The 10,525-nt window shown below is 71.8% G+C and carries 8 protein-coding genes; 2 read left to right on the top strand and 6 right to left on the bottom strand.

All coding sequences use genetic code 11. The features are described 5' to 3' along the window. Positions 1–162: 162 nt before the first annotated feature. Positions 163–2,346, bottom strand: a complete 2,184-nt coding sequence (locus tag AOK08_RS15160) for an MMPL family transporter (protein ID WP_055526085.1) — start codon at positions 2,344–2,346, stop codon at positions 163–165. A 315-nt stretch (positions 2,347–2,661) separates the two neighbouring features. On the opposite strand from AOK08_RS15160, the gene AOK08_RS15165 reads away from it, so the two are divergent. Further along, a complete protein-coding gene (locus AOK08_RS15165) occupies positions 2,662–3,132 on the top strand; it encodes an SRPBCC domain-containing protein (protein ID WP_055526086.1) in 471 nt (156 codons plus the stop codon). A 54-nt stretch (positions 3,133–3,186) separates the two neighbouring features. Continuing rightward, positions 3,187–4,446 carry an FAD-dependent oxidoreductase gene (locus AOK08_RS15170; protein ID WP_055526087.1) on the top strand — a complete coding sequence of 420 codons (1,260 nt, stop codon included), beginning with the start codon at positions 3,187–3,189 and terminating at the stop codon, positions 4,444–4,446. 140 nt (positions 4,447–4,586) lie between these two features. On the opposite strand, the gene AOK08_RS15175 is transcribed toward AOK08_RS15170, so the two are convergent. From AOK08_RS15175 to AOK08_RS15195, 5 genes are all read right to left on the bottom strand, one after another. After that, complete coding sequence (locus tag AOK08_RS15175; protein ID WP_055526088.1) at positions 4,587–5,858, bottom strand: cytochrome P450; 1,272 nt, start codon at positions 5,856–5,858, stop codon at positions 4,587–4,589. A 199-nt stretch (positions 5,859–6,057) separates the two neighbouring features. Continuing rightward, a complete protein-coding gene (locus AOK08_RS15180) occupies positions 6,058–6,474 on the bottom strand; it encodes a hypothetical protein (RefSeq protein ID WP_055526089.1) in 417 nt (138 codons plus the stop codon). 204 nt (positions 6,475–6,678) lie between these two features. Next, positions 6,679–7,725 (bottom strand): ketoacyl-ACP synthase III family protein, encoded by a 1,047-nt coding sequence (locus AOK08_RS15185; protein ID WP_055526090.1) that lies wholly within the window; start codon positions 7,723–7,725, stop codon positions 6,679–6,681. 39 nt (positions 7,726–7,764) lie between these two features. Beyond that, positions 7,765–9,393 carry a phosphopantetheine-binding protein gene (locus AOK08_RS15190; RefSeq protein ID WP_055526091.1) on the bottom strand — a complete coding sequence of 543 codons (1,629 nt, stop codon included), beginning with the start codon at positions 9,391–9,393 and terminating at the stop codon, positions 7,765–7,767. After that, the coding region (locus AOK08_RS15195; RefSeq protein WP_055526092.1) for a class I adenylate-forming enzyme family protein at positions 9,383–10,525 on the bottom strand (1,143 nt) is incomplete at its 5' end. The genes AOK08_RS15195 and AOK08_RS15190, both read right to left, overlap by 11 nt.

Here is a 10,525-nt window from a genome sequence, read left to right on the forward strand (position 1 = left end):
GACTCGGCGGCCGGCACCAGGTGCCCGGGTGCGCCCTCCCGCGTGACGTACCGGGAACACCCGGGCCCGGACGCGCGCGGCGTCCGGGCCCGGGTGGTACGGCCTCGCTCCGAGGTGTCGGCCGATCGGTTGTCGGCCGATCGGTTGTCGGCCGATGGGTTGTCAGCCGACCGTTGCTGAGGTCTTGGCCGGGAGCGGTTCGGGGGTGGTCTCGTGTTCCATTTTGTCCAGGCGCAGGGCCCTGTGGAGGGCCCTCAGTGGTGCCGGGGCCCACCAGTTGGCGCTGCCCAGGAGGGCCATCAGGGACGGGACCAGGAAGGCCCGGACCACCGTTGCGTCGATCAGGACCGCGAACGCCGCGCCCAGGCCCAGTTCCTGGATGAAGACCAGCCTGGACAGGGACAACGCGCCCACCGGGACGCAGAACAGGATGGCCGCCGAGGTCACGATGGCGCCGGTGCGGGAGAGGCCCTGGGCGACCGCCTCGCGGTTGTCCAGGCCCTGCGAGCGGCCCTCCTTGATGCGGCTCAGGAGGAAGACGTTGTAGTCCGTGGAGAGGCCGAAGGCGAGTGCGAAGACCAGTACGGGTGTCGTGACCTCCAGGCCCGTCTGCGGGGAGAAGCCCAGGTTGCCGTTCTGGAACGCCCACACCAGGAAGCCGAACGCGGCGCTGGTGGACAGCAGGTTCATCAGCAGGGCCTTCAGCGGCAGCACCACCGATCCCGAGAACGCGAACAGCAGCAGCAGGGTGACCACCACCAGGATGCCGCCCGCCAACGGGATGCTGTCCGCGATGCTCTTGCGCTGTGCCAGGAAGTCCGCCGTCGTGCCGGTGTACCGGGCGGGGTACGGGGTGTTCAGCTTCTGCACCGCGCCCACCGCGTCCTTGGCCGGTCCGTCCAGGGGGTCGTCCTTGAGGATCGCGTCGATCTCCCAGTGGCGGGCGTCCAGTTGGAACGGGGTGCCGACCGACCCGACGCCGGGGACCGCGCTGATCCGGCTCGCGTAGTCGGTCAGGCGGGACTTGTCCGGGGCGCCTTCCTGCTCCAGCACGATCTGGAGCGGGGACGTCGCCCTCGTGTCGTAGTCCTTGTCCAGCGTCGCCGCCATCCGGCCCGCGCTGGTCTCCTTCGGGAGGAGCGTCGGGTCAACTCCCGTGAAGCGCACTCCCAGCAGCGGGGAGGCGATCACCAGCAGGACCGTCGTGGCGAGGAGCGCGAACACCGCGGGGCGGCGCATCACGTTCTGGGCCAGGCCGTACCAGCGGCCTTCCGTGGCCCGCGCCGAGCCGGCCGTGCGCTGCCAGCGGCCCGGGGCCAGGGAGTTGATCCGGCGGCCGAGGAGAGCCAGCAGCGTGGGCAGGCCCACCAGGGCGAACAGTGCGGCCGAGATGACCGTGATCACGCCCGCCAGGCCCATCGACCGCAGGTACGGCTGCGGGAACGCCATCAGCGCCGCCAGTGCCGCCGCCACCGTCAGGGCGCTGAACAGCACCGTACGGCCCGCCGACGTGACCGTGCGCATCACCGCCTCCGCGCCCGGTCCCCGCTCCGCCAGTTCCTCTCGGTAGCGGGAGACGATCAGCAGTCCGAAGTCGATGGACAGGCCCAGGCCCAGGGCGAAGGCCAGGCTCATCGCTCCCGTCGAGACGCCCATGAACTCCGTGGCGACCCGCAGGCCCGCCATCGTCAGCAGCAGCGAGACGATGCCGCCCACGAGCGGGATCAGCGCCGCCACCAGGCCGCGGAAGACCAGGAAGAGCACGAAGAGGATCACCGGGGTGGCCAGGAGTTCGGCCTGTGACAGGTCCTCGCCCGTCACCTCGGCCACCTGTACGTGGCCGGGCGTGGCGCCGCCGAGCGTGGTGCGGCCACGCAGGGCGGGATCGTCCTTGATCGCCTTCTGGAGGTCCTTCTCGGCCTGGATGCTCGCCTGGTCCGTCAGGGGTCCTACGGCGCCCACGACCACCGTGCTGCGTCCGTCGCGGGAGATGAGCGCGGCGCCCTCGGGCGAGGTGTAGTCGACGACCTGCTTGACCTCGGCGCGGGACCGCAGGAGCGCCACGGCGGCCGTTACGGCCTTGGGCGGGGCGGTGGTCCTGTCCACCCGCTCGTCCGTGCGCACCAGCAGCAAGTAGCCCTGCTGGGGGTCGATGCCCGTGGCCCGCTCGATGATCTCGCGGGCCGCGACATTGCCGCCGCCCGGATCGTCGTAGTCGGACAGCCCGTTGGAGAGTTTGTCCGACACGGTGCCGCCGTACACCGTGGCCAGGACGGTGACCAGGAGTGTGAGCAGTAGTACGACGATCCGCCTGCGGTGCAGGGCCGAGCCCAGAGCGGAGAACATGGGAGTTTCCTTCCTTCGCGCCCGTGGGGGGGCCGGAACGCGTACGCCAAGCCTCGGGCAGAGCGCTGGAGTCTCGCTGAAGCGCCCGGCAGGGATCCTGGGAGGCGGGGCTAAGGTCCCGCTAGAGCGGGGGTGCGGGTGCCTGCGGCGGGCCGGGCGAGGTCGGTAGCGTCGAACTCCCGGGGGGCGTCCGGCCGTTCAAGGCCGGCCCCGAGGTCGTCACCAAGGCCGTCACCAAGGCCGTCATCAAGGCAGTCACCAAGGCCGTCCCTTCACGGCGTCGTACCCGTTCCGTCGTTCCTGGAAGGAATTCCCATGCGCCGAATCTCGTCCTCCGTGTTCATCCGCGACACCGTCGACCGGGTGTGGGCGGTGCTCACCGACTTCGAGTCGTTCCACGAGTGGAATCCGTTTCTCGTCGAGGCCGGCGGGGAGGCCGTGGTCGGGGCGCGGCTCAGTCTGCGGTTCCGGCTGCCCGACGGCGGGCGGGAGATGGTGTTCCGGCCGACCGTGCTGGAGAGCGAGCCGGGGCGGCTGCTGCGGTGGCGCGGGCGGTTCGGTGTGCCCGGGATCTTCGACGGGGTGCACACCTTCGAGCTGACCCCGAGCGCCGGCGGTACTCAGGTCGTGCAGACCGAGGTCTTCAGTGGGGTGCTCGTGCCGTTCTCCCGGTCGGTCATCGACCCGTCCGAGCAGGGGTTCCGGCGCCTCACCGACGCGCTCAAGGTCAGGGTCGAGTCGTCCGGCGCACGGCCGGCCGGGGAGCTTCTGCAAGGGGAGCTTTAGCCCGCGGTTCCACGATCGACCGACCATGACTCCGCTGGAGAGGCAGCAAAAACGATGACAGCAGAGCTGACCGCACAGGTGTGCGTGGTCGGAGGGGGACCCGCCGGGCTCGCCCTGGCCGTGGAGCTCGCCAAGCGTTCCGTGTCGGTGGTCGTTCTTGAGCAGAGCGGCCACTTCAACCGGTCCTTCCGCGGCGAGTCGGTGTCCCCGGACTCGGTGTGGCTGCTCGACCGGCTCGGTCTGCTCGACCGGCTCGACGGAACCTACGAGCAGATGCACCACATGGAGATCATCGACTCCGGCAGCACCGTGCTGAGCGTCGACTTCTCCGACTTCCCCTACCCGCACCCCTACCCGGTGGAGCTGCCGCAGCCCGCTCTGCTGTCCGCCCTCGCCGACGTCGGCCGGGAGCACCCCGGATTCACGCTGCGGCAGTCCGCGACCGCCGTCGGTCTGCTGAGGGAGCGGGGTGACAGCGGGCCGGTGACCGGTGTGCGCGCCCGTACCCCCGACGGTGAACTCGTCGTACGGGCCGCCCTGACCGTGGCCGCCGACGGGCGGTTCAGCAAGGTCCGCGAGATGTCCGGGCTGCCGTACGAGAAGCAGCCGCTGGACCGGGACGTCATCTGGCTGCGGCTGCCCATCCCGCAGGAGTGGGACAGCAATACGTACCGCATCCGTATCCGGGGCGGCGAGCACGGGCTGTTCATCCCCACCCATCCCGACAGCGTGCGGGTGGGGCTCAACATCCCCAAGGGCGGGCTGAAGGATCTGCGGGCCAAGGGGCTCGGCGCGCTGCACGAGCGGCTGGACCGGCTCGCGCCCGAGCTGTCGGCCACCGTGCGCAAGGAGGTGAAGTCGTGGTCGGACACCTCCATGCTGGACATCTTCACCACCGTGGTGCCCAACTGGTCCATGCCCGGTCTGATCCTCATGGGCGACGCCGCGCACACCCTCACCCCGATCCTCGGGCAGGGCGTCAACCACGCGATCATCGACGCCGTCACCCTGGCACCGCTGGTCGAGGAGGCCATGGCCCAGAACACGACCGCCGCGCTGGTGCGGGCCGGTGAGACGTTCCAGCGGACGCGGGAGGAGGCGGTACGGCTGTCCCGTGCCCTCCAGCTCCGCCAGGAGCGGCTCTTCGCCCTCGACGGACGCCTGGGCGGGCTGGCCCGGCGGTCCCTGTACCGGGTGGTGGACCGCAACCGGACGCTCCAGCAGAAGGTGCTGGCCAGGGCCTACTTCCAGGTGCAGGAGCCGGGTACGACCGTCGCCCGGCGCGTGACCCGGGAGCCGGCCCGGCCGTCCTGAGCGGTCGCGGCCGCTGCCGCCGGTGGAGACAGACCACTGCCCGGGTCCCCCAGTCGGGGCCCGGGCAGTGGTCTGTCCAGCGGTCCAGCGGTTCAGCGGTTCAGCGGTTCAGCGGTTCAGCGGTTCAGCGGTTCAAGGTGTCACCAGGTGACGGGCATGCGGCTCAGGGCGTGGACCATCATGCCGGTGGTGAGCGTGAGGTTGTCGACGTCGTCGGCCAGGGCCAGCCGGGGGAAACGGCGGATCAGCGAGCCCACGGCGATCTGGAGCTCCGCGCGGGCGAGCGCGGCGCCCAGGCAGAAGTGCGCGCCGTGGCCGAGCGCCAGGTGGGCACCGGCGGAGGCGCGGGACGGGTCGAAGACGCCGGAGTCCTCGCCGAAGCGGTCCGGGTCCTGGTTGGCCGAGGCGACCGCCGCGATCACACCGCTGCCCTTGGGAATGACGGTGCCGGCGATCTCGACGTCCTCCAGGGTGATACGGAACGGGCCGCCGTCGCCGATCGGGTTGATCCGCAGCAGCTCCTCCACCACCTGGTCGATCGTCTCGGGGTTCTCCCGTACGGCGGCCAGGTGCTCGGGGTGGCGCAGCAGGGTCAGTACGCACTTGCCGATCATGCTGACCGTGGTCTCGTGCCCGGCGACCAGCAGCGTGATGCCCATGGTGATCAGCTCGTGCTCGCTGAGCCGGTCGCCGTCCTCGTCGTGCACGGAGACCAGGGCGCTCATGAGGTCGTCGGCGGGCTCGGCACGCTTGCGCTGGACCAGCTCGGCGAGGTACTGGACCATCGACATGCGCTGCTCCATCACCTCCTCGGCGGTGTGCGCGGTGAGCGAGACGAACGCGTCGGACCAGCCCCGGAAGCGGTCCCGGTCCTCGAAGGGCACCCCGAGCAGCTCGCAGATGACCATCACCGGCAGCGGGAACGCGAAGGCGGGGTTGAGGTCGACCGGCGGGGAGAGCTGCTCCATGCCGTCCAGCAGTTCGTCGGTCAACTGCTGGATGCGCGGGCGCATGTTCTGCACCCGGCGCGCGGTGAACTCGCGTGAGACGAGCCGGCGCACCCGGGTGTGCTCGGGCGCGTCCATGGTGAACAGGCTGCCCGGCATGGGCGGGGCCGCGGTGAGGCGGGGGGCGCCCTCGGCGAGCATCGCCGCCCGGCTGAACCTGGGGTCGGCGAGCACGACGCGGGTGTCGTCGTACCGGCTGACCACATAGCCCTCGTCGCCGCTGGGCAGCCGGACCTTGGCGACCGGGCACTTGGCCCGCAGTTCCTCGTACACGGGGGGCACCTGCACCGCGGACGGGCGGTGGAAGGGGTACTCGTACTCGGTCCCGGCGCCGGCCTCGGCGCCGGTGTCGGAAGCGGTATCGGGGCCGGTCCCGGTCCCGGCGGGGGCTGAGGCGGTGTCCATCGAGTGGCCTCCAGGGCTTCTCGGTTCGCAGACGTGTCGTATCGGTGTCAGCCGACAGTCGCAGGACCGCCTTGTGCAGCGATAAAGGCTCTCTGTACCCGCCGGACCGGGCCGCGTATCCGCCGGAACGGAACAGGCCCGTGGCCCGTCCCGGTGAATTCCGGGGACGAGCCACGGGCCTGCGCGCGCTACGGGTCTCTCAGCGCTGCCAGCCCTCCCGCGTCCGCAGGCCGAAGCCGACGGCGCGGGCCAGCGCGATGCTGGTCAGCCAGCTCATACCGAAGGTGAAGGGGGCCGCGATGTCGTCCGGGCCGTCCCCGAGGAACGAGAAGACGAACATGATTCCGAAGGGGATCCAGGCACGGTTGAGCAGGTTGTGGAGCGGTACGGCCCGGGGAGCGAGCTGACCCCGCTCATGGGCCTGGCCCAGTCCGGCGAACCGGGCGAGGAAGGGCACGGCCGCGCCGAGGAAGGCCCCCGGAATCACCCAGCCCATGTGCTTGAGGACCTCGAAGACGTCCCAGAGCAGCAGGAACGCGCCCAGGGCCCCCCAGAGCAGACGCAGCATCAGAGGGGTGGTACTCCTCGTGGCACCGGTGGTTTCGGTCATCACCATGCTTTTCTCCTCGGTGTCGAGGCTCACGGCCGGGCCGGCCGTCCTGGCCGTACAACACAAGCGGTCCAACAACGCGGATCGAACAACTCAGATCCAACAACGCAGTATCCGACGGGCCACTGGAGCGCCGCTGAAGTCCCAGGTGGCGGGCGGATTCTGCCCGCCCGCACACCCGGTCATGCCCTCTTTCCGGTGCTGTGCCCGTCAGCGTTCTCCGCTGCGGAAGGGCTCCCACTCCGGTACGTCGATGATCTCCAGGACGGCACATGTGCAGCTGAAGCCGGAGCCGCCGCCGACGAGCAGCACCCGGTCGCCCGGGTTCAACTCCCGCCGTTCCAGCAGGTCGTTGAGGCCGGCGATCTGGTCACCGGCGCCCAAGTGGCCCACCGTGCGGGCGAATTCCCAGGTGGAGCGCTCCACCGGGATGCCGAGCAGCTGGGGCAGCTGCCATTCCAGACGGCTGCGGCCACTGGCCAGGGCCACCACCCGGTCGACGTCCGCCCTGCCGATGCCGGCGTCGGCGAGCACCGTGTCCACCACGGAGTTGACCACGCCCGCGACCCGCTCGGTGGCCTCCCGGATGCCACCGTTGGTTCGCATGTAGTGGCCCACCCGGCCCAGCAGGTCCAGGGGTTCGGCGGAGGGCAGGGGGCGCAGCCCGGGGCCCCGCACCACCGCCTCCAGGGAGTTGTCGGAGCCGGTGGCCGTGGACAGCAGCCGGGCGAAGCCGCCCCGCGCGGACAGCATCAGGGCGGTGCCGCCGTCGCCGTACACGAAGCCGGGTTCGCTGCTCCAGCGGCTGATCAGGGGCGCGCCGAAGCGGTCCGCGGTGGTGACCATCGCGGCGCCGGCGCCGGGGCGGGCGGCGACCTGGCGGGCCGCGACCTCCAGTGCGCCGAGGCCGCCGTTGCACTCCTGGTCGAGGCCGAAGGCGGGTACGCCCCGGCCGAGGGCGTGGCCGGCCACGTACGACGCGGCGGGCCACATCTCGACGCCCTGGAACCAGATGCCGCTGTGGATCAGCAGGTCCACGTCGGCGACGTCCACTCCGGAGCGCTTGAGCGCGGTCGTCGCGGCGTGGACGGCCATGTCCGGCGGGGCCATGGACTCGTCGGCGACGGAGACGGAGAGGATCTCGTCCGACGCGTACTGCTCAGCGTTGTACGCCCCGGACTCCTTGGCCGACAGGGCGAGTTCGGGCTCGCCCAGCCACACCCCCGTCCCCGCGACGTACACACCTTCCCACTGCATGGGGTCTCCCTCTTCTCGGCTTTTTCGGGGCGCTCGGGGTCAGGCCGAGCCGACGGACTGTTCCCGCAGGGCGGACACCACGCGCCACAGCGAGGCGGGGGTGGCGAAGGTGTCGGCCATCAGCTCGGAGTCGGGGACGGCGATGCCGTACGTCTCCTCGACCCGGACCAGGACCTCCACCATCGCGAGCGAGTCGAGACCGGCCGCCTTGAGGCTGGTGTCGGGCAGCAGCTCGCCCTTGGCGGCGAGCCGGGGCAGGGCCTCCAGCAGGAGCGCCTCGTACGTCGGGTCCCAGGTCGCGGCCGGTGCCGTCTCCGTGGCCGTCCCTGTGGTCGTCTCTGTCATGGCGGTGATGTCCTCCGTACGGGATCCGGTGAGGGGGGAGACGGTGTGGCGGCGCAGGGCGAGACGGGTCGCGGAGACCGTCTCGGCGCCGTTCACGACGAGTTCGGCGGGTGCCGGGTGGCCGAGGAAGCCGAGCAGGCTCGCGGACAGGCCGTACGCGCCCACGTTCGGGAAGGCCAGCAGGTCGCCCGGGCGCAGCCCCGGCAGTTCGGCGACGCGGGCCAGGATGTCGGCGGGGGTGCACAGCGGGCCGGCGAGGGTCACCGTGGTGGGCTGCTCCCCGTCACCGGTCGCCTCGTCCGTCGTACCGCCGGGGGCCGCGAGGGGCTGGGCGGAGAGGGGGAGCAGACGGCCGAGGCCGGACAGGCCGCCGAGGTGGTTGATGCCGGAGTCGAGCACCGCGTACGTGTTGCCGCGGCTGTTCTTCACATCGGTGACGGTGACCACCAGCCGGCCGCTGTCGCCCACCAGATAGCGTCCGGACTCGAAGGCGACGACCGGTTCGCCGTCCCGCCAGCCGGGCAGTTCCTCGTCGAGTACGGCGGACAGCGCGACCCGCAGACCGGGGTACGCGGGCCGCTCGCCGGGGGTCGCGTACGGCGCCGCGAAGCCGCCGCCGAGGTCCAGCAGGTGCAGCGGGATGCCGAGTTCGTCGCGGAGCCGGGCGGCGGTGCGCACGCTCTGGGCCAGCTCGGCGAGGAGGCCGGCCTCGTCGCGGGCGTTGGTGAGCGGGAAGAAGTGCATCCCGATGATGCGGACGCCCCTCACCAGCAGCCGGGCGCCGTGCGCGGCCAGGTCGTCGAGGTCGAACCCGAACTGGGACGGGCCGCCGGTCATCCGCAGCCCGCCCTGGCCCGGCGCCCCCTCCGCGTTGATGCGCAGCACGCAGTCGGCGGTGACACCGTGGGCGTCGGCGGCGGCGCCGATCCGGTCCAGGTCGCCGAAGGACTCGGCGGAGAAGGTGCGCATCCCCGCCGCGATCGCCTCGTCCAGCTCGGCGGGGACCTTGCCGGGGCCGGAGTACATCAGTTCCGACGCCGGGTGACCGGCTTCGAGGGCGGCGGCCAGTTCACCGCGCGAGGTGACCTCGGCGCGGGCCCCGCCCCGGCGCAGTTCGGCGACGAGGTCGGGGTGCGAGTTGGCCTTCAGGGAGTAGTAGACGCGGCTCGGCTGGGGCAGGGCCGCCCGCAGGTCCTCCAGGGCGGTGCGCACCCGGGCCAGGTCGTAGACGTACAGGGGGCTGCCGTACTGCTCGACGAGCCGGCGGACCGTCAGGTCGTCGCCGGGCGGGCCGGTGCGGTCGCGGTCGCGGTCAGTGGACATGGGTGCCCTCCAAGAGCTGCCGACGCAGCTCCTTGCGGTCGGTCTTGCCGTTGGGGGTGAGCGGAAGCGCGGTCAGCACATGGCAGATGTCGGGCACCTTGGCGGCTTCGAGGCGCTCCCCGAGCCGGGCCAGCACCTGCTCCCCGCTCAGGTCGGGGGCCTCGCCGACGACGAAGAGGACCATGTCGCGGTCCTCCTCCGGCACGAGCAGCGCCGCTTCGCGGACGCCGTCGATGTCGAGCACGGCGGCCTCGATCTCCACGGACGTCATCCGCGAGCCGCGCCGCTTGAACAGGTCGTCGCGGCGGCCCTGGAAGTAGACGTGGCCGTCGGCGTCGAGGCGGCCGTAGTCACCGGTGTGCAGGGTGCGCGGTGCGCCGTCGGCGCCCGGACGGTAGCGCAGGGCGGTCTGCTCGGGGGAGCGCCAGTAGCCGGCCATCAGGTGCGGGCCGCGCACCACGATCTCGCCGGTCTCGCCGGTCGGGACCGGCCGTCCCTCGTCGTCGACCACCAGGACCTCGGTGCCGGGCAGCGCGGGACCCACCGAACCGGGGCGGGCCAGGTCCCCGTCGGGCTCCAGGATGGTGATCCGCTTGCACTCGGTGGTGCCGTACATGGGCGCCACCGAAGCGCCGGGGAACGTCTCGCGGAGCGTGGCGATGAGCGGGGCGTTGAGGGCGGCCCCGGTGTTGGTGAACAGCCGTATGGCGGTGGGGCGTTGGTCGCGGGAGGCGAGTTTGACGAGCAGTTCGCCGAGCGACGGCACGAGGGGCACGACGGTCGCCCCGTGGTCCCGGGCGAAGCCGAGCAGCCGGGCGTGGTCGGCCGGTCCGGACAGCAGCAGTTCGGCGCCGGACAGCACGCTGAGCAGGACCTGGTAGAGGCCGTAGTCGAAGGAGAGCGGGACGGCGGTGAGCACGACGTCGTCGGGGCGGTAGTTCAGCCTCGCCTGGATGGCGCGGGCGGCGAACGCCACCGGACCGTGCGGGCAGGCCACGCCCTTGGGCGCCCCGGTGCTGCCCGAGGTGTAGATGAGCAGGCAGAGCCGGTCGGCGGGCACCTCGGTCTCGGTACGGGCGGCCGGGTCGGCCGGTCCGGACAGGTCCAGCTCGGACACGACGGCCACCGGCAC

The organism is Streptomyces graminilatus (genome assembly GCF_001418565.1).
Lineage (GTDB): Bacteria > Actinomycetota > Actinomycetes > Streptomycetales > Streptomycetaceae > Streptomyces > Streptomyces graminilatus.

Bases quoted from the DNA above. Each gene is read 5' to 3' on its own strand.
- AOK08_RS15175 (WP_055526088.1), bottom strand. From the start codon at position 5,858: ATGGACACCGCCTCAGCCCCCGCCGGGACCGGGACCGGCCCCGATACC.
- AOK08_RS15185 (WP_055526090.1), bottom strand. From the start codon at position 7,725: ATGCAGTGGGAAGGTGTGTACGTCGCGGGGACGGGGGTGTGGCTGGGC.
- AOK08_RS15170 (WP_055526087.1), top strand. From the start codon at position 3,187: ATGACAGCAGAGCTGACCGCACAGGTGTGCGTGGTCGGAGGGGGACCC.
- AOK08_RS15180 (WP_055526089.1), bottom strand. From the start codon at position 6,474: ATGGTGATGACCGAAACCACCGGTGCCACGAGGAGTACCACCCCTCTG.
- AOK08_RS15190 (WP_055526091.1), bottom strand. From the start codon at position 9,393: ATGTCCACTGACCGCGACCGCGACCGCACCGGCCCGCCCGGCGACGAC.
- AOK08_RS15160 (WP_055526085.1), bottom strand. From the start codon at position 2,346: ATGTTCTCCGCTCTGGGCTCGGCCCTGCACCGCAGGCGGATCGTCGTA.
- AOK08_RS15165 (WP_055526086.1), top strand. From the start codon at position 2,662: ATGCGCCGAATCTCGTCCTCCGTGTTCATCCGCGACACCGTCGACCGG.